The organism is Mesorhizobium sp. P170090 (assembly GCF_057786115.1).
Genome location: NZ_JBYNWH010000001.1, coordinates 4,116,188 through 4,143,022, shown reverse-complemented (window position 1 = coordinate 4,143,022; position 26,835 = coordinate 4,116,188). Strand labels below are relative to the sequence as shown.

Below are 26,835 nucleotides of genomic sequence, written 5' to 3'. Positions count from 1 at the left end.
GCCGGCTCACTGGCCAGGCGTCATCTTGACCCAGGGATTGCCGCGCTCATGCGTGGCGCGGAAAACGAAGCCGTCGACTTTCCAGCCGGTCCCGGAGCGAACCAGATGGTGCTCGTAGGTGCCCCAGACTTCCCACAGCGGGTCGCCATTGCCTTCCATCCGGTTCCAGGCATAGCCGTTCGAAGAGACGGTCGCCGCGTCCGCCTCAAAGATCACCTGGTGATTGGTGCGCAGATGCAGGCTGGTCTTGCTGCCCCCGAGGTTGCCGGCCCAGGTACCGATCAGATCGTCGGAGGGGATGGTGGCGGCAGGCTGTCCTGACAGGCTGCTGAAGTCGACGGTGACACGGTCGGGGAAATAGGAGCGGGCAAGCTTCCAGTCCTGCGCATCCACGGCACGGTCGATGGCATCGGCGATGCGGATCACGGCGCGTTCGTCGGCGAGCGCGCGCCAACCGGACGGCTCGGCGCCGCCGGCATCGACCGGCGCCAGAGCAAGGCCTGCGGCGAAGGTAGCGTGTTTCAAGGCATTCATGTCTTTTCTCCTTTGTGCATCGGTGACGGCAATGTGGGTCAGCCTATCGGCATCGAGAAGATTGAAGTGTTCGCAAGGACTATGCGATATCATGCATGAATGGAGCGGGACCTGCTCAGCCATCTGCCTGTCATCGTCGCCGTTGCCCGACGCGGCGGCTTTGCGCTTGCCGCGGCCGAACTGGGCATGTCCCCATCCGCCGTCAGCCATGCGGTGCGCCTCGTGGAGGAGCGGATCGGCCAGCCGTTGTTTGCGCGCACGACGCGCAGCGTCTCGCTGACGGAAGCCGGCAAGGCGCTGGTGGAGACGGCGGCCCCTGCCCTTCAGGACATTGCCGACCGTATGGATCGTATCCGCGCCATCAAGGGCCGGCCCTCCGGCTTGCTCAGGTTGAACGTTCCCAACATCGCCGTTCCACTTGCCGTCACTCCCGTGGTCGCCGCGATGGCTGAACGCTATCCTGATGTGACCATCGAATTGCTCACCGATCAGGGGCTGGTGGACATTGTCGGCGAGGGTTTCGATGCCGGCATCCGGCTGGGCGAGATGATCGCACAGGACATGGTCACGGTCCGGCTGACGCCGCCATTCAACGCCGTGATCGTCGCCTCCCCCGCCTATGTCGGCCGGCATGGCCGTCCGCGCGGTGTGGCGGATCTTTCGGACCACAATTGCATCGGCTACCGGCTTGTGCGCTCCGGCGCACTCTATCGCTGGGACCTGACCGAGGACGGCAAGGATGTCGTGGCCGAGACGAAGGGTACGGTCATCGTCACCGATTCGCTGGCCGCGATCGACCTTGCGCTTGCCGGCGTCGGGCTGACCTATGTGTTCGAGCCGCTGGTGCGCGCGGAATTGGCCGCCGGCCGCCTCGTTCAGATCCTGCCGCAAACGGCGATCGAGGAGCCCGGCCTCTTCCTCTACTTCCCGCGCAGGGCGTCGATGGCGCCAAAGCTCAGGGCCTTCATCGACACCGCACAAGAAATCGGCCGAGCATCCTTGCGGACACCCGGCCGAGTTGCCTGAGCTGAGAAGCCCCTTTTCAGGGGCTATTTTTAAACTACTTCTTCACCGCCGCCGCGACTTCCGCCGCGAAATCGGTCTCTTCCTTTTCGATGCCTTCGCCCAGCGCAAAGCGCAGATAGGCGGAGATCTTGGCCGGAGCGCCGATGTCCTTCTCGGCATCCTTCAGCGCCTGCTCGACAGTGATGTCGGGATTGAGCACGAAGGCCTGCTTGAGGAGCACGACTTCCTCGTAGAACTTGCGCAGGCGGCCTTCGACCATCTTTTCGATGATCGCTTCCGGCTTGCCGGACTGGCGCGCCTGGTCGGCGAAGATCGCCTTCTCGCGCTCGACCGCTGCCGGATCGATCTGCTCGGCGGTCAACGCCAGCGGGTTGGTGGCGGCGACATGCATGGCGACCTGGCGGCCAAAGGCGTTGGTGGCATGCTCATTGCCCGTGGTCTCGATCGCGACCAGAACGCCGAGCTTGCCAAGACCATCGGCAACCGCATTGTGGACGTAGGTTGCGACAGCACCGTGCGGGACGGTGAGCTTGGCCGAACGGCGGAAGCTCATGTTCTCGCCAATGGTGCCAACGGCGTCCTTGATGGTGTCAGTGACCGACTTGTCCGAACCCGGATACTTTGCGGCAGAGACAGCCTCCGTCGTGCCATAAGCAAGCGCGACCTTGGCGACATTGCGAACGATCTCCTGGAACTGCTCGTTGCGGGCCACGAAATCGGTCTCGGAGTTAACCTCGACGATGGCGGCCTCGCGGACGCCGGAGTCGACGCCGATCAGGCCTTCGGCGGCAGTACGGCCAGCCTTCTTGTCGGCCTTGGAAATGCCCTTCTTGCGCAGCCAGTCGACGGCCTCTTCGATGTTGCCGTTGGTCTCCGTCAACGCCGCCTTGCAGTCCATCATGCCCGCGCCGGTCAAGTCGCGGAGTTCTTTGACCTGTGCAGCCGAAATGCTCATTGTCGCCTCTTTGTTTTAAATGCACCGACGCACCACCGGTACTCGGTGATGCGTCCGTCTAGCGTGCCAAATATGAGAATGATGAAGGCCGCAACCGGCCTTCGATTGTCAAGCTTCCGGAGCGTCCGCAGCCGGGGCCGGAGCCGGATCAAGCGCCGGTTCGACCGGAGCTTCGACCGAGGCGCCGATGTCGACGCCGAGCGCGCCCTGCTGGCGGGCGATGCCGTCGATGGCAGCCTTGGCGATCAGGTCGCAATAGAGCTGGATGGCGCGCGCCGCGTCGTCATTACCGGGGATCGGGAAGTCGATCTTGTCCGGATCGCAGTTCGAATCGATGATGGCAACGACCGGAATGCCGAGGCGCTTGGCCTCGAGAATGGCGATCGCTTCCTTGTTGGTGTCGATGACGAACATCAGGTCGGGGGTCGAGCCCATGTCCTTGATACCGCCGAGCGCCTTGTCGAGCTTCTCGCGCTCGCGGTCGAGGTTCAGGCGTTCCTTCTTGGTCAGGCCCTGGGCTTCGCCGGCCAGCATCTCGTCGAGCTTGCGCAGGCGCTGGATCGAATTCGAGATCGTCTTCCAGTTGGTCAGCATGCCGCCGAGCCAACGCGAGTTGACATAGTATTGGGCCGAACGCTGTGCGGCGTCGGCGACGATGTCGGACGCCTGGCGCTTGGTGCCGACGAACAGCACGCGGCCGCCCTTGGCAACGGTGTCGGAAACCTGCTTCAGAGCCTGGTGCAGCAAAGGCACCGTCTGCGACAGGTCGATGATGTGGATGTTGTTGCGGGCGCCGTAGATGTAAGGCGCCATCTTCGGGTTCCAGCGGTGGGTCTGGTGGCCGAAGTGAATGCCAGCTTCCAAAAGCTGGCGCATGCTGAAATCAGGCAGTGCCATTCTTAGTTCCTTTTCCGGTTAGCCTCCACGGACACAGGCATTTTTGGACTTTGTCCTCGAACGCCACCGGAGGTTTCCAGCCGGATTTCTCCCGGGCAGACACCAAAGTCCGTGTGTGGAATGAGCGCGCATATAGAGGGGAAGCGCTGCAAACGCAAGCGGTGAGGTGCTTCATCGCTCAGCGTGCGGCAATCAGCGCTCCGGTGCCGATCATGGCGCTGCCGGCGAACCGGTTAATCAGCCGCATGCGTTCGGGCGTCCTGAACCAGCCGGATGCCCTGCCCGCCAGCGCGGCGTAGATGCCCATGGTGAGAATATTGGCGCCGACGACGACTGCCACCACCAGCAGGCCGTCGGCAAACGTCATGGTGTCGAGGTTGAGGATCAGCGGCATGATCGAGGCGTGGAACAGGATCGCCTTCGGGTTGCCGAGCGCCACGGAGGCACCAAGCAGGAACGAACGCGACAATCCGGTTTGGGGGATTCCTTGCGCGGCCGATTGCGCGGCCGCGGCCCGCCACATCTTGATGCCGAGGAAAATCAGGTAGGCCGCACCGGCGTATTTCAACAGGAGAAACACCCATTCGAAGGTCTGGGCCAGCGCCACCAGCCCGAGCAGTGCCAGGGTGACCAGCACGGCATCGCCGGCGGCAATGCCCATTCCGGCGACGAACGCACGCAGGAAGCCGCGTGCCACGCCGTTGGTGATCACCGTGAACATCGCCGGTCCCGGCGTGGCGGCGGCAAGTGTGATGGCAAGGCAATAAGCCAGGAATGCCATTAGCGTCACGATCGGCCCTTTCCGTTGGGTACCCGTACGCGCCTGAAGATCGCAACGATCTCCTCGCGGCTGCATTCGATGGCGCCGAGCCGCACCGCGCGGTCGCGCTCGAAGCCGGTTATGTCATAGTGCGGCGCCGATGTCCTGGGCGGCCCCTGGTAGGACGAACGCTTGACGCCAAGTTCGGCGGCGAAACGATGCAGTTCGTCCGTATCGTCGGCCATCAGGTGGCACCAGCGATGGCCGGCCCATTTCCAGATCGCCGCATCGACATAGACCGCCATCGGGTACTGCCATCAAGCCTGCCGTGGCCAGCGCCGCATTGTTGCTATTTCGAGACCGGGCAAGGCTTGGTCTGATCGAACAGCGACAGGTTGACCAGCTTTCCGGTCATCGAGAACTCGCCATAGTCCATTGTGAGGTCGCGGGTGATGCCGTTCTCGTGCAGCTTGAAGCTGATGCGGTATTCCGGCACCTCTTCGCCCGATTTGTCGGTCTCGTCGAAATAGGCGATGTCGACCGGCCAGTATTTGTCGCCGGCAAGCTTGGCCAGCGCCGGCGCTTCGGGGTCGGCCTTGTCGCCCTCGGCCTTCTTGCCGACGATGACGGTGGTGGTCATCACCTTGTTGGCATCCTCCGAACCGTCGAACAGGCTGGTTTCGTAGAAATTCTCGCCCTTCTCGGCCTTGCCGATCAGTTCGACCAGATGCTGGGTCGGGAACTGGGTGGTGGCAAGTTCCAGGCTGTTCTTCTCGGGCTTGTCGATGTCGACTTTGAGGCCCTTGGTCTCTTTCGTGGCGGTGCCCTTGACCTCCTTGTCGAGGTTCTGGTCGACGAAGGATTTGGTCACGAACGAGAAGGTCTTGCCTTCGGCGTCCTCGAACGTGGTCGTCTGCTGGTCGGTCAGCCTGGTGTTGTCGCCGGTGGCGATCTGGGTGACGAAACGGAATTTTACCGTATAGCCCTCGCAGGGCGAGCCGTTGAACTCATAGACCATGCGGCCGGAAATGCCGGTGATACCCGAGCGGTCCGACGCCTTGTCGAGGGTAAGATCGTAGACGGCGCGATGCGCCTGCAGCGCCGGCACGGCAAAGGCTGGAGCCATCGAGAACAGCACCGGAAAGAGAACGGCGTGGAAGGCAAGGCGCGTTGCGCGCATAAGGGGCTCCGATCGTCGCAGCTGATGGCAGGCAGCAGGTAAGGATGGTCCAGCTTAAAAAAAGTCGTGGCGGAAGCGAGGCAAAAATAGCAATTTCGGCCCGGCCAGCGCGGCGTCTCCAAGCAATAGGGAAATACCATGAGTGAAACAATCGAAAAGCGGCTAAGCGATCTCGGCGTGACGATACCTGCCGCCGCAGCGCCCGCCGCGAACTATGTGCCCTATTGCAGGTCCGGCAATCTTTTGTTCACCGCCGGGCAGTTGCCGCTCAAGGACGGCAAGCTGCAGGCAAGCGGCCTGCTCGGCCGCGACGTCGACACGGCAACCGGCAAGGAAGGCGCAAAGTACTGTGCAATCAACATCTTGGCCCAGGCAAAAGCAGCACTTGGCGATCTCGAAAAAATCCAGCGTTTGGTCAAGATTACCGTGTTTGTTGCATCAGTGCCGGATTTCGTCGAGCAGCATCTGGTCGCCAATGGCGCCTCCGATTTCCTGGTCGCGGCCCTTGGCGAGCGCGGCAAGCATGCCCGCTCCGCCGTCGGCACCGCCTGTCTGCCGCTTAATGCCGCAGTGGAAATCGAAGCCGTCTTCGAGGTCGCATGAGCAGGACCAAGACAATGACCGACCTTTCCTGGCTGACCGCCCGCCCGGTGGCGCATCGCGGCTTTCACGACATGAACAAGACGCGCTGGGAAAACACGCTGTCGGCCTTCGCTGCTGCCGCCGAGCGCGGCTATGCGATCGAATGCGACGTGCACCTCTCATCCGACCGCGTTCCCGTCATCATCCATGACGGCGACCTCAAGCGGCTGACCGGCCAGGACGGCTTTGTCTGGCAGCGCACGGCAGCGGAACTGGCGGCGCTCAGGATCGGCGGCACCAAGGACCATGTGCCGACACTGCAAGAAGCGCTCGACCTGGTCGACGGCCGTGTGCCGATGATTGTCGAACTGAAGGGTGTGCCCGGTTACGACGAGGGCTTGGTGGCAAGCGTCGGCAAGATGCTGGAGCGCTACAAGGGCAAGGCGGCGATCATGTCGTTCGACCACTGGCTGGTCCGCGACTTCCCTAGGGATGCGCCTGGCATTCCGGGTGGGCTGACCGCCTACGGCAGGGACAATCAGTTGATCGAGGCGCATTTTGCCATGCTGGCACATGACCTCGCCTTCACCTCCTATGCCGCGGGCGATCTGCCGAACCCGTTCGTCAGCTTCGTGCGCGAAAGGCTTAAAATGCCTGTCATCACCTGGACGGTGCATGACCAGCCGGCGGTGGATCTCACTTTCAAATACGCCGACCAGATGACGTTCGAAGGGTTCGAACCCGATCTGTCAGTGTCGCCTGATGGAAGTGCCTGAAACGTGACTTGTAGCGGCCCCGACAGAGCTTAAATAAGCCCCATGGATCAGGGTGATGAAGGCGACGGGCAAACGGCGAATGCGGAGTTTTCCATCCGCGTCGCCGCCGGCATCAATGCCTTCACCTGCGACGAGTGGAACGGCTTTACCGGCACAACCCGCAGCGACACAGAAAATGGCTATAACCCTCTCGTTTCATATGCTTTTCTGAGCGCGCTTGAAGATTCCGGCTGCGCCGTGCGGCGTACCGGCTGGCAAGGTCATCATCTCAGACTGGAAAATGCCCAAGGCAGATTGCTGGGCGCCGTGCCCTGCTATCTCAAATCGCACAGCCAGGGCGAATATGTCTTCGACCACGGCTGGTCCGATGCGTTCGAACGCGCCGGCGGCAACTACTATCCGAAACTGCAATGCGCCGTGCCGTTCTCTCCGGTCACCGGCCCTCGCCTGCTGGTCAGCAAGGGCGAGGACAGCGCCATTGTGAAGGCCGGTCTCGCAGCGGGCCTGAAGGCGGTGACGGAAAAGCTCGGCGTGTCCTCCGCGCATGTCACCTTCGCCAGTGAAAGCGACGTTGCAACGCTGGAAGCAGCCGGCTTCCTGCACCGCACCGACCAGCAGTTCCACTTCTTCAACGAAGGCTTTTCGACCTATGACGATTTCCTCGCTACGCTGGCATCGCGCAAGCGCAAGGCGATGAAGAAGGAGCGGCGCGAGGCGCTCGCCAACGATATCTCGATCGACCGGCTGACCGGCAAGGACCTGACCGAAAGGGCCTGGGACGATTTCTTCGCCTTCTATATGGACACCGGCAGCCGCAAATGGGGCCGGCCTTATCTCAACCGCAAGTTCTTCTCGCTGATCGGCGAGCGCATGTCCCAGGATATCCTGTTGGTAATGGCCAAGCGCAATGGCCGCTATGTCGCCGGCGCCATCAACTTCATCGGCTCCGATGCGCTCTACGGCCGCAATTGGGGCTGCATCGAGGACCACCCGTTCCTGCATTTCGAAGTTTGCTACCATCAGGCCATCGACTTCGCCATCGAGCGTAAGCTGAAGGTGGTCGAGGCCGGCGCGCAGGGTGAGCACAAGCTGGCGCGCGGCTATCGTCCCGTGACCATGCATTCGGCGCACTACATCGCACATCCCGGCCTGCGCAATGCTGTGGCCGATTATCTCCGGCGTGAGCGGCGCGAGGTCGAGCGGATGGGCGAAATTCTGGAAGAGCATACGCCGTTCCGCAAGGATCTTGAGGAATAGCGATCCGCCCTGCCCTCGCCTGTCGATATCGCCGGACCATCTTGCCGGTCCGGGACAGCTTCGCTACACCGGGAGCATACTCCCGGAGCGCCGCCATGACCGAGGCTTACGACCCCAGCAATATCTTCGCGAAGATCCTGCGCGGCGAAATCCCGTCGCACCGCGTCTACGAGGATGATGCCGTGGTCGCCTTCATGGATGTGATGCCGCAAGGCCCCGGTCACACGCTGGTGGTGCCCAAAGCACCGTCGCGCAATCTGCTCGATGCCGATCCGGCGACGCTCGGCCGGCTGTTCACCACGGTCCAGAAGGTGGCGCTGGCGGTCAAAAAGGCTTTCGGCGCTGACGGGGTCACCATCCTGCAGTTCAACGAACCGGCGTCTGGCCAGACCGTCTACCACCTGCATGTCCATGTCATCCCGCGGTTCGAAGGCATCGCGCTCAAGCCGCATACGGGACAGATGGAGAAGCCCGAAGTGCTGACTGAGAACGCGGCCAGGATCCGGGCAGCGCTGAACGGTTGAGGTGGCGTGCGCCTCAAGGCGATGAGCTCAGCCACAATCCATTACGTCGGTTAGGGAAATATCAAACCACCCGTGATAACGCGCGCCGTACCGGGATGCGTTTGGGTTTTCAAAATCGTGGAACATTCGGTTGCGACATCAGAGCCGTTGGTAGAAGCAGCTGCCGCGCCGTGGATGGCTATGCGGGCGTTCTGATTTCGATCGCCATCTGGAAGGCGTGCGGGTACTTCCTGGGCAAGTTTGCACCCGAGGGCGTCGCCGCCTGACCTAACAACATCTGACCTGAAAAGCAGGGGCGCTGTGTCGGCAAACCGGCCAGCCAATGAAAAAGGGCCCGTCACCGGGCCCTTTTTTCATTGGCGAACTTTTTAGCTCTTGCGCGGCAGTTGCGGCACCAGGCTGCGCTTGCCGCCGTCCTTGCCCTTCGGCTCAGGCTCGTCCTTGCCCTTGGGCTGAGGCTTCTGCGCCACCGCCTTCTTGGCGACGGGCTTCTTGGCCACCGCCTTGCGGGCTTTCGGCGCCTCTTCCGGCTCCTGCTTCGGCTGCACCGGGGCTTCGTCGGCCAGTGATTCGAGCTTCAGGCCGGTTTCGCCGGTTTCCTTCTTCTCGACGGTGACGCGCACCGTGCCGCCCTTCTTGAGCTTGCCGAACAGCACCTCGTCGGCCAACGGCTTCTTGATGTGCTCCTGGATGACCCGGCCGAGCGGCCGCGCACCCATGCGCTCATCATAGCCCTTGTCGGCCAGCCAGGCGATCGCGTCGGACGACAGGTCGAAGGTGACGCCCCGCTCGGAGAGCTGGGCCTCGAGCTGCATGACGAACTTCTGCACCACCTGATGGATGACCGGCACCGGCAGCGAACCGAACGGGATGATCGCATCGAGACGGTTGCGGAACTCCGGCGTGAACAACCGGTTGATGGCCTCGACATCGTCGCCTTCGCGCTTGGTCGATCCGAAACCGATCGCCGCGCGCTGCGCATCGGATGCGCCCGCATTGGTGGTCATGATAAGGATGACATTGCGGAAGTCGATCTGCTTGCCGTTGTGGTCGGTCAGCTTGCCGTGGTCCATGACCTGCAACAGGATGTTGAACAGGTCCGGATGCGCCTTCTCGACTTCATCCAGCAAGAGCACGCAGTGCGGATGCTGGTCGACCCCGTCGGTAAGCAGACCGCCCTGGTCGAAGCCGACATAGCCGGGAGGCGCGCCGATCAACCGCGAGACGGTGTGGCGTTCCATATATTCCGACATGTCGAAGCGGATCAGCTCGACGCCGAGCGAGGCAGCCAACTGCTTGGCGACTTCGGTCTTGCCGACGCCGGTCGGGCCTGAGAACAGGTAGGAGCCGATCGGCTTTTCCGGTTCGCGCAGGCCGGCACGCGCCAGCTTGATCGCCGAGGTCAGCGCGGTGATGGCGGTGTCCTGGCCATAGACGACGCGCTTCAGCTCGATGTCGAGGCCTTGCAGCACCTTCTCGTCGTCTGCCGAAACCGTCTTCGGCGGGATGCGGGCCATCGTGGCGATCGTGGCTTCGATCTCCTTGATGCCGATCGTCTTCTTGCGCTTGGCTTCCGGCACCAGCATCTGCGAGGCGCCGGTCTCGTCGATCACGTCGATCGCCTTGTCCGGCAGCTTGCGGTCGTTGATGTAGCGGGCCGACAGTTCCACCGAAGCCTTGATCGCCTCGTTGGTGAACTTCACCTTGTGGAATTCCTCATAATAGGGCTTGAGGCCCTTCATGATCTCGATGGCGTCCTCGATGGTCGGCTCGTTGACGTCGATCTTCTGGAAGCGCCGCACCAGAGCGCGGTCCTTCTCGAAGAACTGGCGGAACTCCTTGTAAGTGGTCGAGCCGATGCAGCGGATGGCACCCGAAGACAGCGCCGGCTTCAACAGGTTCGACGCATCCATCGCGCCGCCGGACGTCGCACCGGCGCCGATGACGGTGTGGATCTCGTCGATGAACAGCACGGCGCCGGGATAATCCTCTAGCTCCTTGACAACCTGCTTCAGCCGCTCTTCGAAATCGCCACGGTAGCGGGTGCCGGCCAGAAGCGTGCCCATGTCGAGCGCGAAGATGGTGGCGTCCTGCAGCACTTCGGGCACGTCGCCTTCGACGATGCGCTTGGCCAGACCTTCGGCAATCGCCGTCTTGCCGACGCCGGGATCGCCGACATAGAGCGGGTTGTTCTTGGAGCGGCGGCACAGCACCTGGATGGTGCGGTTGATTTCGCTCTCGCGGCCGATCAGCGGATCGATCTTGCCGGCCTTGGCCTTGTTGTTGAGGTTGACGCAATAAGCCGTCAGCGCATCCTGCTGCTGCTTCTTCTTGCCGCCTTCCTCCTGCGGCTCGGCGCCGTTCTGGCCGCCCTGCTCGTCATCGGCGCCGCGCGGCGAGCGCGTCTCCGATGCGCCGGGGCGCTTGGCGATGCCGTGCGAGATGTAGTTGACCGCGTCGTAGCGGGTCATCTGCTGTTCCTGCAGGAAATAAGCGGCATGGCTCTCGCGCTCGGCAAAGATGGCGACGAGCACGTTGGCGCCGGACACTTCCTCGCGGCCGGATGACTGTACATGGATCACGGCGCGCTGGATGACGCGCTGGAAGCCGGCGGTCGGCTTGGAATCCTCATCGTAGCCGGTGACGAGATTATCGAGCTCGGTGTCGATATAGGTCAGAACGGTGTGCTTCAGCTCGTCCAGATCGACGTTGCAGGCGCGCATAACGGCGGCCGCCTCGGTGTCGTCGATGAGGGCGAGCAGCAGATGTTCTAGGGTTGCATATTCATGGTGCCGCTCATTGGCGAGCGTCAGCGCCTGGTGAAGCGCCTTTTCCAGGCCTTGGGAGAAAGCCGGCATGTTACCTCACTTCTTCTCCATCACGCATTGCAGCGGATGCTGATTCTGTCGGGCGAAATCCATGACCTGAGACACTTTGGTCTCGGCCACCTCGAATGTATAGACCCCGCACTCGCCCACTCCATGATTGTGAACATGAAGCATGATGCGTGTGGCGGCTTCGCGGTCCTTTTGAAAAAAACGCTCCAGGACGTGAACCACGAACTCCATGGGCGTATAGTCGTCGTTGAGGATGAGGACCCTGTAAAGGCTGGGCTTCTTGGTCTTGGTCTTGGTGCGCGTAATGACAGCCGTGCCGCGACCGGCCTCATTGCCGTCGCCGTCACTTTGCATCCGCACCACGCTTGTCGTGGCAGTCAAACCTGAAGTCACGTAATCCTGCCTCTTTCGAATCCCCATGGCGAGTTCGATATGTAGGTGTTCGATGGACGATTTTAAGCCCTTCTTGTTAGCTGACAATATGGCTAGGTGGGCAAACCGAGGCGATTTTCAAAATCGTGAACCGCCAAAGCCCCGGAATTGAAACCGGCATGAAAAAACCCGGCCGCGCATCCGCGACCGGGTCTGTTTTGCAAGCCCGAAAGGCCGTGCCTGGTATTCTCGAGCGAAATTACTTCGCCTTGGCGACAATCGATTCGAAGGGCTTGTAAGCCTCCTTGGCGAGATCGGCATAGAGATCGCCGAACTTGGTCGCCTCGGCAACGAAGCTCTCATAGCTCTGCTTGGCGAAGTCGGACTGGATCTCGACCGCCTTTTCCAGCGACTTGGCGGAGAACAGCTTTTCGACCGCGGCGCTGCCGGCTTCGAAGCTCTTCTTGGTGTATTCGCCAGCTTCAGTGGCGATCGCCTGCGCGCCCTTGGAGAGCGAGGTGAAGCTCTTCAATCCGGTATCGGCAAACTCCTTGCCGTATTTCGAGAAGTCCTCGTAGGTCTGGGTCATTTGACGTTTCCCTTGGCGTTTTGAAGCGCCCTTGCCTGAGCGCCGTTGTGCAATGCACGAGAATATATTGTGCGCTGCACAAAAGTCAAGATTTCAGCGGCATCAGGCCGCGCTGCGCCGGCAACAGCTAAAATTCGAATAAAGAAAGGCTCAAGCCCGAGGAAAATGGTGAACGCGCCGGTTACCATAAACGGATTGGTAACGCTGGCCGCGATAGTTTGACGACAAGTGAGGTCGGATCCCTTTGCCGCCTCCATGGCAATGAGTTTCAAAGGAACTATCAGTGCGTCAGGCGTTGTCGGTCTTCGGTTCAAAATCCGCATCTTCCCTCAAAACGATCATGATCCTCGCTTTGGCGATGTCATTTGTCGTTGCGGATGCCGCGTCCTCGATGGCCGCCAGGTCTTCGGCGATCGTCGTCGACGCCAAGACCGGCAAGGTGCTTTATTCGTCCGATGCCAACGGCCGGCGCTACCCGGCGTCGCTGACCAAGATGATGACGCTCTATCTGACCTTCGAGGCCATGGCGAAGGGCCGGATCAGCAGGAACACGCCCGTGCCGTTCTCGGCCAAAGCGGCGGCCGAACCGCCGACCAAGCTCGGCGTCAAGGCGGGCGGAGCGGTTTCGGTCGAGACCGCCATCCTGTCGATGGTGACCAAGTCGGCCAATGATTCGGCGACCGCGCTCGGCGAACTGCTCGGCGGCAGCGAAAGCAATTTCGCCCGCATGATGACCGCCAAGGCGCGCGCGCTCGGCATGGACGGCACCGTGTTTCGCAATGCCAACGGCCTGCCCGATCCCGGCCAGTTCACAACCGCCCACGACATGGCGATGCTTGGCATAGCGCTCAGGGAACATTATCCGCAGTATTACGGCTATTTCTCGCAGCGCTCCTTCCTTTACGGCCGCCAGCGCATCAATGGCCACAACCGCCTGCTCGGCCGCATCAAGGGCGTCGACGGCATCAAGACCGGCTATACCCGCGCCTCCGGCTTCAACCTCGTCTCGTCGGTTTCGGATGGCAACCGCCGCCTCGTCGCCGTCGTCATGGGCGGCACTTCGGGGCGCAGCCGCGACAACCAGATGGCCGGCCTGATCAACGCCTACATGCCGCGCGCATCGACCCGCGGCGGCGGCGCCCTGGTCGCCAAGGCCGGAGGCGACAATCCGGTCAAGGCGCTGGCCAAGGTCTTCCTGCCCAAGCATGACGCGCCGACGCCGGATGGCAAGCCGATCGTTGAAGACGATGCCGTAGCGTCCAATGACGATCCGACATCCGCTGACGAGCAGTCTGCTGAAGGCCAGTCTGCCGACGAACAGACGGTGGCCGCGGTCGAAGAGCCCGCCCCCGCCGTCAAGACCAGGAAGGTCAAGACCGTCATCGTGACGGCGCCGAAGGTCGAAACTGCGCAGATTGTGGCTGCCTATGCCGAACCCACGCCTGTATCCCCACAGGCGGTCGACCCGGTCAACACGGCCTCGGTGCCGGCTGGTTGGGCGGTGCAGGTGGCGTCGTCGCCCAAGCAGTCCGAAGCCCAGGCTTTCCTCGACAAGACCGCCAAGCTGGCGCCCAAAGTTCTTGGGGCTGCTTCCGGTTTCACCGTCGCCTTCGAAAAGGATGGCGAGACCTATTACCGCGCCCGGTTCGGCGGCTTCCGCTCGAAGGACGCGGCCTGGAATGCCTGCAATGCCCTGAAGAAAAAGAAAATCGCCTGCTACGCCGTCCAACAGTAGGGCGGCGTCGGAACCATCTCCCGGAAATTTACTGCGTCGAAGGAGACTAGTTGTGATTGGAGAGCAAGACGTCCTTGGCTTCGTTGATCCGCGCCACCAGGAAAGACGTGCCGCCGATGTCGGGGTGCAGGCGCTGCATCAGGCGGCGGTGCGCCTTGCGGACATCCGCCGCGGCGGCCCCCGCTTCAAGACCAAGGATCTTGTAGGCCTCCTCCTTAGTCATGGCGCCCGCACCTGGCGCAACACCCAGCCCTTCGCCACCGTTCGCCTCAGCGTCTTTGCGCCAGACGGGAAAACGGCCGTCAAGATACGTCTCTAGGAGCTGGCGGCTCTCCGGGTCGCCGGGGAGTTCGCGGTAAAGCTGCTGCAGCTCGGCCAGGCCCATCGCGCCCAGCATCTTGCCTTCATGGCGGCCGGCCAGAACCAGGCCTTCAAGCCCGCCCGTATCGTGATCAAGCTCCATTTCCAGTGCGGCGGTCCGCACCGTCGAGCGCTTGCCGGGCGCCGGCCCGACCGACGGCCGCTTCATTCGCATCGAACCGTACCAGGCAAGGGCCGCGGCCAGAATGAGGCCGGCAATGCCTTCGCGCCCGACCACCAGCACGGCGAGCCCGACCAGCGCCAGAAGCACCGGCCCGAGCGTGCGCATGCCGCTTGCCAGTTTTTGCGCATCGGCGCGGACAAAGATCGTCGCCGCGCCGAGCAGCACCAGAAACAGTGCAACAAGTGCAATGATAGCGCCCATCAATTCCCGCCGCCCCTGAGATGCTCGATCAGCAGCCGGTCTCCCGGCCTGTCCCTTGCCTCGAGCGCCTTCAATCCGCCGGTCGCATAGACGGCAACCGCCGAAAGCAGCCCGGCCAAGGTCGCGGCAGCCCGCCGATCAAATCGGAACCAAGCCCCTTTGGACAGCCGCGCAATCTCCTTGAACGCCTTTTTTGCGCCGGGATCATGGCCTTCCTGGAAGACGAAGACGGGAACGCCGTGCAGACCGAGGCTGCCGGCCTTCTGCGCCAGGTCGTCGATATCCTCTTCCATGGCGTCGCCGATATAGACCAGAGCGTTGACCTTGGCCGCCGCCGTTTCCTTCAGCGCATGCGCCAGCACCTTGCCGATCTGGGTGTGGCCGGCACGGCAGTCGATCCGCGTCATCAGCTGCTTCAGGGCATTGGTGTCGGCGACAAAAGCCGACGAGCGGCACTCGCCCAACCCGCGAAAATAGGCCAATTGGACACTGAGGGTGCCGGCCTTGCCGACGGCGTCGAACATTTCGCCCTGCAGCTTGATGGCGAGATCCCAGGTCGGCTGGCGGCTCATCGTTGCGTCGAGGGCAAGGATCAGCCGGCCCGTGCCGGTCGCGACAAGCGTCCGGGCCTGACGGATAAAGGCGTCGATCTCGCCGGCATTGGATTGAGGCTTGACCGGCGCAGGATCGGCCCTTGCGGGCACGCGCTGCTTCTTGTCGCTCATAAGAAGCAAGATGTGGCGTTGTCGGCCCCCTTGCAAGTCCAGCCTTGGACAAGATGAAGGGCCAGCGCTCGACGCTCTGGGAGAAGCGGCCGCGCCCTTGGCTCTACAGCAAGCCCAGATCGGCGAGCTCGCGCTTCAGTTTCGGCGGCATCTCGACCATTCCGGCCTTGCCCTTGCCGATATCTGCGGGCGCATCCGAAGGTTTGAGATAACGCCAGCCCTGGAAGGCGCGGCGCGGCTGCCAGTCGGTGCGCACGACGTCGAGGTCGAGCATCAGGCGGCAACGGCCGATGCCTTCGTCGTCGGTGAAGGGCCTGATATCAGTGAGCAGCTGGCGGCATTGCACGCTGCCCTTGATCACCCAATAAAGCGAACCGCCATCGGTGACCTCGGCGCCGCGCGTCGGCACCATGCGGGTGGTGTGCCAGTGCTCGGCGGGTTCGCCGGCGCGGCGGCGCTCATCGAGGCGGAAGGCGATCCATTCTTCGAGGTCCTCGACGCTGTCGCAACCGACGCACAGTTTTAGGAGATTGAGTGCCATCGCTTAAGGTTTAGTCCGGCGCGCGATTGCGTCAACGGCCCTGCCCGACTTCTCCACAGTGCCAGTGGCGTTGCACGGTCAGCATTCCACGACATTGACGGCGAGCCCACCAAGGCTGGTTTCCTTGTACTTCTCGTTCATGTCGAGGCCCGTCTGGCGCATTGTTTCGATCGCGGCGTCGAGCGGCACGAAATGGACGCCGTCGCCTTTGATCGCCAGAGAGGCGGCGGTGACCGCCTTGACGGCGCCGAGCGCGTTGCGCTCGATGCAAGGCACCTGGACCAGACCGCCGACTGGATCGCAAGTCATGCCGAGATGATGTTCGAGCGCGATTTCGGCGGCGTTCTCGACCTGCTCGGGCGTGCCGCCCATGACGGCGCAGAGACCCGCGGCAGCCATCGCCGAGGCCGAACCGACCTCGCCCTGGCAGCCGACCTCGGCGCCGGAGATCGAGGCATTGGTCTTGATGATGCCGCCGACGGCGGCGGCCGTGAGCAGGAAGTCGCGGATGCTCGGCTGGTCGGCCTCGGGGTGGAAATGCAGCCAGTAACGCAGCACCGCCGGCAATGTGCCGGCCGCGCCATTGGTCGGCGCGGTGACGACGCGTCCACCGGCGGCGTTCTCTTCGTTCACCGCCATGGCGTAGATCGACAGCCAGTCATTGGCCAGCAAAGGGTTGGGCTTGTTCTGCTGCCATTGCTCCTGCAGCTTGTCGTGCAGCATGCGGGCACGACGGCGCACTTTCAGCCCGCCCGGCATGATGCCGTCCTGCGACAGGCCGCGGTCGATGCAGCCCTTCATGGCGCCCCAGATCGCATCAAGGCCGCTGTCGAGCTCCTCGCGCGACATATGCGTCTCTTCATTGATGCGCTTCATGTCGGCGATAGACAGGCCGCTTTTGCCTGCCATCTTCAGCATCTCGACGGCATTCTTGAAGGGATAGGGCACCTTCTTGCCTTCTGTGGTCACCGAGCCCTTCACCTTCATCCGCTGCAGCTCTTCCTCGGACACCACGAAGCCGCCGCCGATGGAATAGTAGATGCGCTTGAGCAGCAGCCGGTCGCCGGCATCGTAAGCGTAGAAGGCCATGCCGTTGGCGTGGCCGGTGAGCGGCGTCTTGCGGTCGAGCACCAGATCCGTCGCCGGATCGAAGCGATAGGAGGGATGGCCGCGTGGCGATATCCGCTTCTCAGCGGCGATGCGCGTGGCGATTCCCTCGGCCTGATCGGGATCGACCGTCTGCGGTGTCAGGCCAGCAAGTCCGAGGACAACGGCGCGATCCGAGCCATGGCCGATACCGGTATAGGCGAGCGAGCCGTGCAGGCTGGCGCCAATGCGATCGACCTTGACGCCGGCCGGGCGCGGCCAGTCATCGCCGGCGATCTCGTCGAGAAACCGCCGCGCCGCTGTCATCGGTCCCATCGTGTGCGAACTCGACGGTCCGATGCCGATCTTGAACAAGTCGAAAACCGAAAGAAACACGCTGCGCCGTCTCCGGGAATGGGATCAAGACCTACATATAGGACTTTCCATGATGTTTGTGCTGTTTTGCGGATTGCGGCGCTGCACCTGCCGACCTTGTTTGCTCCGGCAGCGACATCCCCGGCTGAAAGCGCGTCGCGCTGAAACGGATTCATGCGACGCGCTTTAAGTTCTTGTTTTAATGCATGTGGTTGTCCCAGAACCGCAGCTCACTTCTGGGCGACATGCTTTGGAGCATCGAACTGACCGCTTTGCCTGTGGTAAAAGGGGGCATGGGCGATTCCTTCCATCTGTCGACGGCTGATCTGGCGGCGCTGGCTTTTTTCCTGCTCGCATGGTTGCTGCATACGCTGGCGTCCGACGGCAGACTGGTCAGCCGGGTGTCGTTGACGATGGCCATGAACGTGCAGCGCGAGGCCTGGATGCGCACCATGGCCGAGCGCGAAATCCGCATCGTCGACACCGCCATCATGAGCGGCCTGCAGCAAGGCACCGCCTTTTTCGCCTCCAGTTCGCTGATTGCGCTCGGTGGCTGTTTCGCGCTGCTTGGCGCCTCGGATCAGGTCCTTGCCGTGCTGAACGACCTGCCGTTGAACGCGACCTCATCGCGCTCCGCCTTTCAGATCAAGGTCTTTGGCCTGGTGCTGATCCTGGCCTTCGCCTTCTTCAAGTTCGGCTGGGCCTACCGTCTCTTCAACTACTGCACGATCCTGATCGGCGCGGTGCCGATCCCCTATGGCGAGGCGTCACGCAACCCGGTCAGCGAAACGGCGGTGTGGCGCGCGGCGCGCATGAACATGCTGGCCGGCAAGCATTTCAATTCAGGCCTGCGCGCGGTGTTCTTCTCGATCGGCTATCTCGGCTGGTTCGTCGACCCGATCGTGTTCGTGCTGTCGACGCTGCTGCTTCTGGCGGTGCTGGTGCGGCGCCAGTTCTTTTCAGCGGCGCGACAAGCGGTGATCGGTCAGCCGCCCGGGCCGGGGAAAAGCTGGTCGATCCGGCCCGATAGCCAATAGGCGGCGAGGCCGATCCATTCGCGGATCGCAATGGTGGTGGTCTGCAGCGAATCGGGTGCGTTGTCGCGAAACAGGCCAAAGCCTTCCTTGCCCGAGGTGCGATAGTCGACCGGCCACGGGACCGTCTGAAAGCCGGCCTTGTCGAACAGCGCCTTGGCGCGCGGCATGTGGAAGGCGGAGGTGACAAGCAGCCAGGTCTCGCCCGGTTTCGGTGTTACCAGTTCCTTGGTGAAGACCGCATTCTCATAGGTGTTGCGGGATTTGCTCTCGAGCATCAGGCGATCGGCGTCGACGCCAAGCGCACCGAGCAGCCGCGGCGCGGTGGCCGCATCCCCCTCGCCATCGATGAACAGTTCACCGGTGCCGCCCGAGATAACCACTTTCGCCTCGGGAAAGCGCCGGGCAAGGATCGCCGCCTCCACCATGCGGTCGCCGCCGGAATTCAGCTCATAGCCGCCGCGCGCCAAGTTGATGGCGCCCTCGAAGCCGCCGCCGAGCACGACAATGCCGTCGACCTTCCGCGGCAGCGGCGGCTTTGGGAAGCGCTCTTCGAGCGGATTGAGCATCATGGCGCCAAGCGACGTCCAGGCCGACAGCGCCAGAATCAGGAAGGCGAACACACTGCCCGTCGCCGCCAATCGCCGGCGGCCGATCAGCGCCGCGAGCAAGCCGGCAAGCAGCAGGAAGATCGCCAGGTTGAGTGGTTGGACGAAGAACCAGAATATCTTGGAGAGATAGAAGAACATTGCCTGCCTATCTCCAGCTCAAATTGTGACGGCCGATGAAGTGCTCGACCGCACTCGCTACCGCTTCCGCTTCGAGGCGGCTTAACTCCCTGCCGAAAACAAGGACGCCGTTCGCGTTGGTCAAGCTGATGACTTCCGACAGTCCCACTTCGTCCGTGGGATAGGTGTGGTCGAGGATTTCGACCCTAAGATGCCCTTTCAAAGGCAGTGACCACCGATTTCGCAAAGAACCCCTCACTGAGCGCACGGCTGCGGTGTCGGTCAGCCGCAGGGTTTCCCTGCCGAACACCCGCCAGATGAAATCCTTGCCCAGGAAATAGGTGAAGAGGGCAATGACCGCCACGAAGGACAGCAGGCCGAGCGTGCCGCTGGTGAGCGTTGCGGACGACATATCCGTCAATCCCATGTAGCCGGTGTAGGCGACGATCGCGGCCCCGATCACGACAAAGACGGTCCTGAAATCCGAGGTGCGTGGCGGGTTCATGATCAGCAGTTCGTTTCCCGTCTCGACGATGGAAATGCGAGACGGAGGCGGCATGCTACCACCACTTCTCCGGCTGGAAGGTTCCCGCCGCCTGCTCGATGACGGCGGCTGTCTGGAACAGGGTTTCCTCGTCGAAGGGACGGCCAATCAGCTGCAGACCGAGCGGCAGGCCCTTGGCATCGAGGCCGGCAGGCACGGCAATGCCCGGCAGTCCGGCCATGTTCACGGTCACCGTGAAAATGTCGTTGAGGTACATTTTCACCGGATCGGCGGCCATGTCCTCGTCGGCGATGCCGAAGGCGGCCGACGGCGTCGCCGGCGTCAGGATGACGTCGACGCCGTCGGCAAAAACCGTCTCGAAGTCGCGCTTGATCAAATTGCGCACCTTCTGCGCCTGCAGATAGTAGGCATCGTAATAGCCTGCCGACAGCACATAGGTGCCGATCATGATGCGACGCTTGACCTCCCGACCGAACCCGGCGGCTCGGGTCTTTTCGTACATGTCGACAATGTCCTGGCCCGGCACGCGCAGGCCGTAGCGGACGCCGTCATAGCGCGCCAGATTGGATGACGCTTCGGCGGGCGCAACGATATAATAAGCCGGCAAAGCGTATTTGGTGTGCGGCAGCGAGATGTCGACGATCTCGGCGCCGGCATCCCTGAGCCAGGCAATGCCCTTCTGCCACAGCGCCTCGATCTCTTCCGGCATGCCGTCGACGCGGTATTCCCGGGGAATGCCGACCTTCATGCCCCTGATCGGTTTGCCGATCGCCGCCTCGTAATCCGGCACCGGCCGGTCGACGGAAGTGGTGTCCTTGGGGTCGACCGAGGCCATGGACTTCAGCATGATCGCGGCATCGCGTACGTCCCGGGCGATCGGGCCGGCCTGATCGAGCGACGAAGCGAAGGCGACGATGCCCCAGCGCGAGCAGCGGCCATAGGTCGGCTTGATGCCGACGGTGCCGGTGAATGCGGCTGGCTGGCGGATCGAGCCGCCGGTGTCGGTGGCGGTGGCGCCGGCGCACAGGAAAGCCGAGACGGCGGAAGCCGAGCCCCCCGACGAGCCCCCCGGCACCAGTTGGGCATTGTCCAGCGTGCGCGCGGTCTTGGTGCCGCCGGCCGAAACGAAACCGCCATCGCCCTGATGCGTGGTCGGCATCACCACCGTGTCGAGGCGCGAACGCCGCCACGGATTGACGACAGGGCCGTAATAGGAGGTCTCGTTGGACGAGCCCATGGCGAACTCGTCCATGTTAAGCTTGCCCAGCATGACGGCGCCGTCTGCCCACAAATTGGCGGTGACGGTCAATTCGTAGCGCGGCTTGAAGCCGTCGAGCACATGGCTGCAGGCCTGGGTGTGGACACCTTCGGTCCCGAACAGATCCTTGATGCCGAGCGGGATGCCCTCCAGCGCACCGCCCTCGCCCTTGGCGAGCCTGGCGTCGGAAGCTTTGGCCATATCGCGCGCCTTGTCGCCGGTGACGACGATGTAGGCATTGAGCACCGGATTGGCGCGCTCGATGGCACCGAGATAGGCCTCGGTGATTTCGACGGCAGAAATCTCCTTGGCGCGCAGCTTGGCGCGCGCCTGCGAAATTGTCAGATGGGTCAGTTCGCTCATCAAAGGCTCTTTTCGTAAAACACCGACCACTCGGAATCGGGATAATCCAGCACCGGCCCGCAGCGCGAGAAGCCGGCGCGTTCATAGACGGTCCAGGCGGCGGGATGGCGGTCGCCGGTTTCCAGCACCAGACGCTTCAGCCCTTCGCTGCGCGCTAGCGTTTCGACATGTTCGACGATCTTGGCGCCGATCTTCCTGCCCCGATGCGAAGGCCGCGTGTACATACGCTTGACCTCACCGACGCGGGCATCATGGCGCTTCAGCGCGCCGCAGCCGATGGCTTGCCCGTCGTCGCGGGCGATAAAGACGGTGGTGTCGTCGCCAGCCATCTGCTCGACCGTCAGATGGTAGCAATGCTCCGGCGGCGTCAGTTCGAGCAGAGCCGCGTTGAGCTCCTCGACCAAAGCGCGGACATCGTCCTGCAGCGGCGTTTCGATCGCGATCTCGATTGCCATCGGCCGCCTACTCCACGACCTTCGGCACGAGGAAGAAATTCTCGTCAGTGGCCGGCGCATTGGCGACGATATCGGCGGCCTTGTTGCCGTCGGTGACGATGTCTTGGCGCTTCTTCATCTCCATCGGCGTCACCGATGTCATCGGCTCGACGCCGGAGACATCAACCTCGTTCAGCTGCTCGACAAAGCCCAGAATGGCGTTCAGCTCGCCGGTCATGCGCTCGGCATCCTCCTCGCTCACCGCAATGCGGGCGAGACGCGCGACGCGCTTCACAGTTTGCAGATCAACGGACATGTCTTTAGCCTTTGGGAAAACCAGATGGCGCTATAGCGGCGTGGCGCGTGCCGCGCAACATCGATCGTGCTTGGGGATAGAGCCCGTTCATGCCAGGGCGGCATTTCAGCCTAGGGCAGCGATACACCCTCGCACAGATAATAGCTGCCGCCATTGCCGGCCTGCTCGCCTTCGTCGGCGGTCGGGCGCACCGAGACGATGTCGATTTGGGTCGCGTTCATCTGCGTGATCGACAGTATATCGGGAAAGAGAAAGCCCGGCTCCTGGCAGATGGCAGTGACCGCCCAGCTCGGCGAGCGCGTCGCCTTGGCGACCTGGACGAACTCGCAATTATACTCGACGCTTTGCAGGCCGTCCGCCGACAAGATGACATTGCCGGTGTCGATCAGCGTCTGCAGCGTGTCCTTTTTGGCTTGCGCGCAAAGCTCCTGGGTCTGAAGGTAAACGCCCTTGATGAAGTCCTCGGCGGCGGATGCGGGCGACGCAGCGACCAGCATCGAAACGCAAAGAGTCTCTCTCAAACCCATGGTTTAATTCCCCTTTGCGACAAGGGATCGTTTCAACGATCGCTCTATAGTGTGATCGTTTGGCCGATGGCTGGCAAGGCTACGTCGACACCTGATCCTTCGAGGCCGGCCACGAACTTCTCCGCCGTCGCGTCGATGATCGGGAAGGTGCCGAAGTGGCATGGCACGACGGTGTCGAAGTGGAAGAAGCGCCGGCAGGCCAGGGCCGCCACCGCGCCGCCCATGGTGAAGCGGTCGCCGACCGGCACGAGGCCGATCTTCGGCTCATGCAATTCCTCGATCAGCGCCATATCGGAGAAGATGTCGGTGTCGCCCATATGGTAGAGCGTCTTGTCCTCCGGGAAATGCAGGACCAGCCCGTTGGGATTGCCGAGGTAGACGTTCTGGCCGCCATCGAGCCCAAACGACGAGGAATGCAGTGCCTGCACGAATGTGGTGGTGAAGGCACCGCAATCGACGGTGCCGCCATGATTGCCGGGATTGATCTTCTTGCCGTCGACGCCCTTGCCGACCAGGTACATGCAGATCTCGTAATTGGCGACCAGCTGGGCGCCGCTCTTCTTCAGCACCTCCACCGCGCCGCTGACATGGTCACTGTGGCCGTGGGTCAGAAGCACATGGGTGACGCCTTCCGCCGGCCCCTCCCAGCCGCTCGTCCATGATGGGTTGCCGACGAGATAGGGGTCGATCAGGATGGTCGCGCCTGATGTCTCGACGCGGAAGGCGGAATGTCCGTACCAGGTCAATTTCATCGATCGTGTTCCTCGATTTTGGTTGCGCCGGAAGATAGAACGCCGGCAGCAAAATTAAAGTGACATAGTGTGCTCGCGGTTCAAAAGAACGTGTCGCGCTCTTTGTGACGGCAAGTCTGGGTCGCGATAGACTGGGTCACGGTAACGCTGGTGGGGAAAGCCGTTGGGCATCATAGCAATCGAGGATCTGCCGGCACGGCTGGAAGGCGGCAGGACGCTGGCCGGGCTCGACCTCGGCGACAAGACGATCGGTGTCGCCGTTTCCGACCGCGGCTTGTCCTTCGCCCATCCGCGCCCGGTCATCCTGCGCAAAAAGTTTTCGCTGGATGCGGCAGCGCTGCTCGCGCAGCTGCAGAAGGACAATGTCGGTGCGTTTGTACTCGGTCTTCCCATCAACATGGACGGTTCGGAAGGTCCCCGCGCCCAGAAGTCGCGCGCCTTCGTGCGCAACATGGCAGGCATAACCGAACTGCCCTTCGTGCTGTGGGACGAGCGGCTGTCGACGGTGGCGGCGGAGCGGACGCTGATCGAGATGGATTTCTCGCGCCGAAAGCGCGCCGGCAAGATCGATTCGGCGGCTGCGGCCTTTATTCTGCAGGGAGTTCTGGACCGGCTCCAGTCGCTTGACCCACGCGATCGGACGCAACCGGATTCCCCGCCTGCCGCCTGACCCAGGCCATGATGTTGCGGCGGCGGCGAAACGCCCACAATGCCATCAGCAGGAAGCCGTCAAAGACGCAGGCCCTTGCCACCATGCCCGGAATGATCGCCGGATCGATGCCCAGCATCTGCCCGTAGAGCTGGAACACGAAATCATGCAGCTGCCGGCTGAGCATGACGTAGCCGAAATTGATGTCGTTGAGCGACAGGAAGAACCAGCCCCAGAACAGAGCGAGTGGCGCGGCCCACAATGCGAACAGCGTGCGCATCAGTGACCGTCCCTGCGGCTGGAGCCGCCTCTGGGACCGCTGGGACCAATGTCCGGACGGCCGGAAATGCGCGACAGCAAGGAGCCGTGCGCGGCACCCTTGGCCATGGCATGTGCGGTGGCGCGACTCTCTGCCTCCCGCGAAACCATGACGGCGAAGACCGACCTCCGCTCGGCCAGCATGGCGACATAGGAGGCCAGAAGTGCCGCCAATTGCACGGCGACAACCAAAAACAGGCCGTTGATGCCTCGCGCCGCGCCGCCGACCAGGATGAGCGACAACACCGCGGATGCCGAAATGAAGGCGGTCCGCGCCACACTGTCGGCTCCGTCCGGGCTCGCTGCGGCGTTAACCAGGCTCTCGACGAAGACCCAGCAAAACAGCACCGCCACGACCAGCAAGGCGATGGCCAGCGGCGCCACGACGGCAGCATTGTCGAGATCGGCCAGACGAGTGTTTTCCACGACGACGCCGAGCACGCCCAGAGCGCCCGCAACGCCGCGGTTTCCATCGACACAGATGAACGCCAGCAGGGCGAAAACCAGCGCCCAGTGCAAGGCCAGAAAGGACGTCAAAATGTGCCGCATGGCATTCCTGCTTTGGTGACAAAGACAGTGGGGTCTGCGGCCTGCGGCTGCAACGGAAACCATTCGTTAAGGTTAACGGCTGTCCACAGGCAGGCAAATTCGTTCACGGACTGGCGGAAGGCCCTCAATTCACCGGCGGATAGAGCGTGTCGATGATCATGCGCGCATCGTGGCGCGAATCGAGCATGCCATAGGTGTTGCGCCACTGGCCGGCGAGCCGCGTCTCGACGAAGGCGTCCGCAATCCGCCCTGCCCCCAGCCGGCGCAATTCCGCAGCTGCCGCCGACAGCGCCAGCTGTTCGGTCAGCAGGCGGGCCGACCCCTCATCGGTGCCGGCGACCTGCATGGCCGCCTTGAGCACGCCAATGGTTCCGCGTCCGCCGGCGCCGAGATCGCGGTCGATGCCGGCCAGCACCTCCTCGAACAGGCCGGGCGCGCGGCCGAGCACGCGCAGCACGTCGAGCGCCATGACATTGCCTGAGCCCTCCCAGATCGCATTGACCGGGGCTTCGCGGTAGTAGCGGGCGAGCGGCGCTTCCTCGACATAGCCATTGCCGCCGAGGCACTCCATCGCCTCATAGAGCAGTGGCGGCGCGATCTTGCAGACCCAGTATTTGACCACCGGGGTCATGGCGCGGGCAAAAGCAGCCTCGCCGCGGTCGCCGGCAGCCTCGTCGAAGGAGCGCGCCAGTCGGAACGAGAGTGCCGTGGCGGCGGCGACATCGAGCGCCATGTCCGCCAGCACGCGCTGCATCAGCGGCTGTTCGATCAGCGTCGAGCCGGCCACCTGGCGGTGACGGGCGTGATGCACGGCCTCAGCCAGCCCCGCTCGCATGATTGCCGACGAGGCGACGGCGCAGTCGAGCCGGGTCAGCGTGACCATGTCCATGATTGTCTTTATGCCGGCGCCGGGCTCGCCGACCATCTCGCCGATGGCGTTGACGAACTCTACCTCCGATGAGGCGTTGGAGCGGTTGCCGAGCTTGTCCTTCAGCCGCTGAAAGCGGAAGCCGTTTCCGGAACCGTCGCCGAGGATGCGCGGGACGAGAAAACAGGAAAGCCCTTCCGGCGCCTGTCCAAGCACGAGAAAAGCGTCCGACATCGGCGCCGACATGAACCATTTGTGGCCGGTGAGGCGATAAAAGCCGCTGCCGGCGCGTTCGGCCCGTGTGGTGTTGGCGCGCACGTCGGTGCCGCCCTGCTTTTCGGTCATGCCCATGCCGAGCGTCAGCCCGGCCTTGTCGACCGGCGGCTTTTGGCTCTGGTCGTATTTGCGCGTCGTCACGCGCGGCGCCCATTCGCGAAACAGCTTTGGGCTGGCCATCAGGGCGGCCAGCGAAGCGCTGGTCATGGTGATGGGGCAGAGATGCCCGGTCTCGAGTTCGGCGGTCAGGTAGAAACGCGCGGCGCGCACCTGATGGCGACGGCCGATCTCGCTATCGCCGTTTTCCCAGATCGAGGAATGCAGGCCGCCGGCAACCGAGCGGCGCATCAGCGCATGATAGGCCGGATGGAATTCGACGAGGTCGATGCGCCGGCCCTGACGGTCATGCGTGCGGAGCTTCGGCGTCTCGACATTGGCGAGGCGCGCCAGCTCCTGCGCCTCCTGCGTCAGGACGAACCGGCCAAGCCCGTCGAGGTCCTTGCGCACCGGATCGGAAAAACGCTCGGCAAGCTGGATCAGCAACGGATCGCCCCGCCAGGCGTTGCCGCCCGTCAGCGGCGGAGGCTGGTTGGTCACGTCGTCGGTCACGCCCAATCCTTCTGAAAGTAGAAGGGCCTTCTAACGCAAGAAAGGCCTCACATCACAAGGCTTCGAATCCGAAGCAATCGGCTAGATATAGCCCAAGGCAGGCGGCGCGCGCGACGAAAATACCGGGGAGAAAGGCCGCAATCCCAAGCTGGC

General features: G+C 62.9%; 32 protein-coding genes. 8 read left to right on the top strand and 24 right to left on the bottom strand.

Annotated features, from left to right (window positions below):
• Positions 1 to 6: 6 nt before the first annotated feature.
• Positions 7 to 534: a nuclear transport factor 2 family protein gene (locus tag AC3EML_RS20075; RefSeq protein ID WP_352520310.1), complete on the bottom strand. Its 528-nt coding sequence runs from the start codon at positions 532 to 534 to the stop codon at positions 7 to 9.
• Positions 535 to 633: 99 nt separating this feature from the next.
• Here AC3EML_RS20075 and AC3EML_RS20070 point away from each other — a divergent pair, with 99 nt between their 5' ends.
• Positions 634 to 1,560: a LysR family transcriptional regulator gene (locus AC3EML_RS20070; protein ID WP_352520309.1), complete on the top strand. Its 927-nt coding sequence runs from the start codon at positions 634 to 636 to the stop codon at positions 1,558 to 1,560.
• Positions 1,561 to 1,594: 34 nt separating this feature from the next.
• Here the strand turns inward: AC3EML_RS20070 and tsf are convergent, their stop codons facing one another.
• From tsf to AC3EML_RS20045, 5 genes are all read right to left on the bottom strand, one after another.
• Positions 1,595 to 2,515 (bottom strand): translation elongation factor Ts, encoded by a 921-nt coding sequence (gene tsf / locus AC3EML_RS20065; RefSeq protein ID WP_023748400.1) that lies wholly within the window; start codon positions 2,513 to 2,515, stop codon positions 1,595 to 1,597.
• A 108-nt stretch (positions 2,516 to 2,623) separates the two neighbouring features.
• Positions 2,624 to 3,412, bottom strand: coding sequence for a 30S ribosomal protein S2 (gene rpsB, locus AC3EML_RS20060; RefSeq protein ID WP_023671022.1), 789 nt, complete (start codon positions 3,410 to 3,412; stop codon positions 2,624 to 2,626).
• Between the two features lie 178 nt (positions 3,413 to 3,590).
• Positions 3,591 to 4,193, bottom strand: coding sequence for a LysE family translocator (locus AC3EML_RS20055; protein WP_245272516.1), 603 nt, complete (start codon positions 4,191 to 4,193; stop codon positions 3,591 to 3,593).
• Positions 4,194 to 4,198: 5 nt separating this feature from the next.
• Positions 4,199 to 4,477 carry a DUF4031 domain-containing protein gene (locus tag AC3EML_RS20050; RefSeq protein ID WP_023671020.1) on the bottom strand — a complete coding sequence of 93 codons (279 nt, stop codon included), beginning with the start codon at positions 4,475 to 4,477 and terminating at the stop codon, positions 4,199 to 4,201.
• Positions 4,478 to 4,521: 44 nt separating this feature from the next.
• Positions 4,522 to 5,352 carry a cell envelope integrity EipB family protein gene (locus AC3EML_RS20045; protein ID WP_023724373.1) on the bottom strand — a complete coding sequence of 277 codons (831 nt, stop codon included), beginning with the start codon at positions 5,350 to 5,352 and terminating at the stop codon, positions 4,522 to 4,524.
• Positions 5,353 to 5,490: 138 nt separating this feature from the next.
• Between AC3EML_RS20045 and AC3EML_RS20040 the strand changes: the two genes are divergently transcribed.
• From AC3EML_RS20040 to AC3EML_RS20025, 4 genes are all read left to right on the top strand, one after another.
• On the top strand, positions 5,491 to 5,955 hold the full coding sequence (locus tag AC3EML_RS20040; RefSeq protein WP_023693441.1) for a RidA family protein: 465 nt from the start codon (positions 5,491 to 5,493) through the stop codon (positions 5,953 to 5,955).
• 14 nt (positions 5,956 to 5,969) lie between these two features.
• Positions 5,970 to 6,710 (top strand): glycerophosphodiester phosphodiesterase, encoded by a 741-nt coding sequence (locus AC3EML_RS20035; RefSeq protein ID WP_023693440.1) that lies wholly within the window; start codon positions 5,970 to 5,972, stop codon positions 6,708 to 6,710.
• A 42-nt stretch (positions 6,711 to 6,752) separates the two neighbouring features.
• On the top strand, positions 6,753 to 7,967 hold the full coding sequence (locus AC3EML_RS20030; RefSeq protein WP_023693439.1) for a GNAT family N-acetyltransferase: 1,215 nt from the start codon (positions 6,753 to 6,755) through the stop codon (positions 7,965 to 7,967).
• A 95-nt stretch (positions 7,968 to 8,062) separates the two neighbouring features.
• Positions 8,063 to 8,491 (top strand): HIT family protein, encoded by a 429-nt coding sequence (locus AC3EML_RS20025; RefSeq protein WP_023693438.1) that lies wholly within the window; start codon positions 8,063 to 8,065, stop codon positions 8,489 to 8,491.
• Positions 8,492 to 8,859: 368 nt separating this feature from the next.
• Here the strand turns inward: AC3EML_RS20025 and clpA are convergent, their stop codons facing one another.
• From clpA to AC3EML_RS20005, 4 genes are all read right to left on the bottom strand, one after another.
• On the bottom strand, positions 8,860 to 11,349 hold the full coding sequence (clpA, locus tag AC3EML_RS20020; RefSeq protein ID WP_023671013.1) for an ATP-dependent Clp protease ATP-binding subunit ClpA: 2,490 nt from the start codon (positions 11,347 to 11,349) through the stop codon (positions 8,860 to 8,862).
• A gap of 6 nt (positions 11,350 to 11,355) precedes the next feature.
• Entirely contained in the window at positions 11,356 to 11,682 is a 327-nt protein-coding gene (clpS, locus tag AC3EML_RS20015; RefSeq protein WP_023671012.1) for an ATP-dependent Clp protease adapter ClpS, read from the bottom strand.
• A gap of 277 nt (positions 11,683 to 11,959) precedes the next feature.
• Positions 11,960 to 12,289 carry a phasin family protein gene (locus tag AC3EML_RS20010; RefSeq protein ID WP_023671011.1) on the bottom strand — a complete coding sequence of 110 codons (330 nt, stop codon included), beginning with the start codon at positions 12,287 to 12,289 and terminating at the stop codon, positions 11,960 to 11,962.
• Positions 12,286 to 12,561, bottom strand: a complete 276-nt coding sequence (locus tag AC3EML_RS20005) for a hypothetical protein (protein ID WP_156951444.1) — start codon at positions 12,559 to 12,561, stop codon at positions 12,286 to 12,288. Before AC3EML_RS20005 ends, AC3EML_RS20010 begins: the two co-directional genes overlap by 4 nt.
• Before the next feature lie 68 nt (positions 12,562 to 12,629).
• Here AC3EML_RS20005 and AC3EML_RS20000 point away from each other — a divergent pair, with 68 nt between their 5' ends.
• A complete protein-coding gene (locus tag AC3EML_RS20000) occupies positions 12,630 to 14,024 on the top strand; it encodes an SPOR domain-containing protein (RefSeq protein WP_488505298.1) in 1,395 nt (464 codons plus the stop codon).
• Between the two features lie 46 nt (positions 14,025 to 14,070).
• Here AC3EML_RS20000 and AC3EML_RS19995 read toward each other — a convergent pair whose 3' ends face one another.
• From AC3EML_RS19995 to AC3EML_RS19980, 4 genes are all read right to left on the bottom strand, one after another.
• Entirely contained in the window at positions 14,071 to 14,769 is a 699-nt protein-coding gene (locus tag AC3EML_RS19995; protein ID WP_352520307.1) for a DnaJ domain-containing protein, read from the bottom strand.
• Positions 14,769 to 15,494, bottom strand: coding sequence for a VWA domain-containing protein (locus AC3EML_RS19990; RefSeq protein WP_352520306.1), 726 nt, complete (start codon positions 15,492 to 15,494; stop codon positions 14,769 to 14,771). The genes AC3EML_RS19995 and AC3EML_RS19990 overlap by 1 nt, the downstream gene beginning before the upstream one ends.
• Before the next feature lie 103 nt (positions 15,495 to 15,597).
• Complete coding sequence (locus AC3EML_RS19985) at positions 15,598 to 16,035, bottom strand: DUF1489 family protein (protein WP_352520305.1); 438 nt, start codon at positions 16,033 to 16,035, stop codon at positions 15,598 to 15,600.
• 78 nt (positions 16,036 to 16,113) lie between these two features.
• Complete coding sequence (locus tag AC3EML_RS19980; protein ID WP_023730130.1) at positions 16,114 to 17,517, bottom strand: L-serine ammonia-lyase; 1,404 nt, start codon at positions 17,515 to 17,517, stop codon at positions 16,114 to 16,116.
• Positions 17,518 to 17,789: 272 nt separating this feature from the next.
• On the opposite strand from AC3EML_RS19980, the gene AC3EML_RS19975 reads away from it, so the two are divergent.
• Complete coding sequence (locus tag AC3EML_RS19975) at positions 17,790 to 18,533, top strand: DUF599 domain-containing protein (RefSeq protein WP_023671004.1); 744 nt, start codon at positions 17,790 to 17,792, stop codon at positions 18,531 to 18,533.
• Here AC3EML_RS19975 and AC3EML_RS19970 read toward each other — a convergent pair.
• The 7 genes from AC3EML_RS19970 to AC3EML_RS19940 form a co-directional block, all read right to left on the bottom strand.
• Positions 18,482 to 19,279, bottom strand: coding sequence for a YdcF family protein (locus AC3EML_RS19970; RefSeq protein WP_352520304.1), 798 nt, complete (start codon positions 19,277 to 19,279; stop codon positions 18,482 to 18,484). The genes AC3EML_RS19975 and AC3EML_RS19970 overlap by 52 nt on opposite strands.
• Positions 19,280 to 19,286: 7 nt before the next feature.
• Complete coding sequence (locus AC3EML_RS19965; protein WP_488505297.1) at positions 19,287 to 19,817, bottom strand: hypothetical protein; 531 nt, start codon at positions 19,815 to 19,817, stop codon at positions 19,287 to 19,289.
• Between the two features lies 1 nt (position 19,818).
• Positions 19,819 to 21,384, bottom strand: coding sequence for an amidase (locus AC3EML_RS19960; RefSeq protein ID WP_488505296.1), 1,566 nt, complete (start codon positions 21,382 to 21,384; stop codon positions 19,819 to 19,821).
• The gene (locus AC3EML_RS19955) at positions 21,384 to 21,839 is read right to left on the bottom strand and encodes a GNAT family N-acetyltransferase (RefSeq protein ID WP_023671000.1); all 456 of its coding nucleotides are present in this window, start codon (positions 21,837 to 21,839) and stop codon (positions 21,384 to 21,386) included. Before AC3EML_RS19955 ends, AC3EML_RS19960 begins: the two co-directional genes overlap by 1 nt.
• Before the next feature lie 7 nt (positions 21,840 to 21,846).
• A complete protein-coding gene (gene gatC / locus AC3EML_RS19950) occupies positions 21,847 to 22,134 on the bottom strand; it encodes an Asp-tRNA(Asn)/Glu-tRNA(Gln) amidotransferase subunit GatC (RefSeq protein ID WP_023670999.1) in 288 nt (95 codons plus the stop codon).
• A gap of 110 nt (positions 22,135 to 22,244) precedes the next feature.
• Positions 22,245 to 22,661 (bottom strand): hypothetical protein, encoded by a 417-nt coding sequence (locus tag AC3EML_RS19945; RefSeq protein ID WP_023806090.1) that lies wholly within the window; start codon positions 22,659 to 22,661, stop codon positions 22,245 to 22,247.
• A gap of 44 nt (positions 22,662 to 22,705) precedes the next feature.
• Positions 22,706 to 23,413 carry a metal-dependent hydrolase gene (locus AC3EML_RS19940; protein ID WP_023684673.1) on the bottom strand — a complete coding sequence of 236 codons (708 nt, stop codon included), beginning with the start codon at positions 23,411 to 23,413 and terminating at the stop codon, positions 22,706 to 22,708.
• Between the two features lie 163 nt (positions 23,414 to 23,576).
• On the opposite strand from AC3EML_RS19940, the gene ruvX reads away from it, so the two are divergent.
• Positions 23,577 to 24,083 carry a Holliday junction resolvase RuvX gene (gene ruvX / locus AC3EML_RS19935; RefSeq protein ID WP_023806089.1) on the top strand — a complete coding sequence of 169 codons (507 nt, stop codon included), beginning with the start codon at positions 23,577 to 23,579 and terminating at the stop codon, positions 24,081 to 24,083.
• On the opposite strand, the gene AC3EML_RS19930 is transcribed toward ruvX, so the two are convergent.
• The 3 genes from AC3EML_RS19930 to AC3EML_RS19920 all read right to left on the bottom strand — a co-directional run bounded on the left by AC3EML_RS19930 (position 24,001) and on the right by AC3EML_RS19920 (position 26,682).
• Positions 24,001 to 24,342 carry a DUF6105 family protein gene (locus tag AC3EML_RS19930; protein WP_023806088.1) on the bottom strand — a complete coding sequence of 114 codons (342 nt, stop codon included), beginning with the start codon at positions 24,340 to 24,342 and terminating at the stop codon, positions 24,001 to 24,003. The two genes, ruvX and AC3EML_RS19930, sit on opposite strands and share 83 nt — an antisense overlap.
• A complete protein-coding gene (locus AC3EML_RS19925) occupies positions 24,342 to 24,929 on the bottom strand; it encodes a hypothetical protein (RefSeq protein WP_023724363.1) in 588 nt (195 codons plus the stop codon). The genes AC3EML_RS19930 and AC3EML_RS19925 overlap by 1 nt, the downstream gene beginning before the upstream one ends.
• Positions 24,930 to 25,053: 124 nt before the next feature.
• The gene (locus tag AC3EML_RS19920) at positions 25,054 to 26,682 is read right to left on the bottom strand and encodes a DNA alkylation response protein (RefSeq protein ID WP_023670993.1); all 1,629 of its coding nucleotides are present in this window, start codon (positions 26,680 to 26,682) and stop codon (positions 25,054 to 25,056) included.
• Positions 26,683 to 26,835 lie beyond the last annotated feature (153 nt).